Annotated in this window: 1 pseudogene; it reads left to right on the plus strand. The window is 67.1% G+C overall.

Features of this window, described 5'->3' with window-relative positions:
• Window positions 1–230 (plus strand): annotated as a pseudogene (locus PA598K_RS36940) (ATP-binding cassette domain-containing protein); the annotation flags it as partial.
• Between the last annotated feature and the right edge of the window lie 135 nt (window positions 231–365).

The following is a 365-nucleotide window of genomic DNA, read 5'->3' on the forward strand; positions in this document are numbered from 1 at the left end:
GGGAGAGCGGCGATCGCGTGCTCGCTCTTGAGGGCGGTCGACTCGTCTACGATGGCGAGCCTGACGGATTTTTCCTGGCGGATGAGGAGCTGGGCGTCTCGCTATGCGATCGGTTCGGCTGGACGCCGCCCTATGCCGTACGTACGGCGCTCGCCTTGCATCGACAGGGCATCCGATTGTCGCCGCTGCCGCTCTGCGCGGAGCAGCTGGCCCGGGCGGTGGCGAGATGACGACCCGGTCAGGATGGCAGATCGATCGTCTGCGCGGGAGGATCGGACAGCGCCAGTTGCTCGAGATCGACGAGCTCCATATCCCCGCCGGCGCGGTGACGCTGCTCGTCGGACGCAATGGCGCAGGCAAGACGA

This window comes from Paenibacillus sp. 598K (genome assembly GCF_003851045.1).
GTDB lineage: Bacteria > Bacillota > Bacilli > Paenibacillales > Paenibacillaceae > Paenibacillus_D.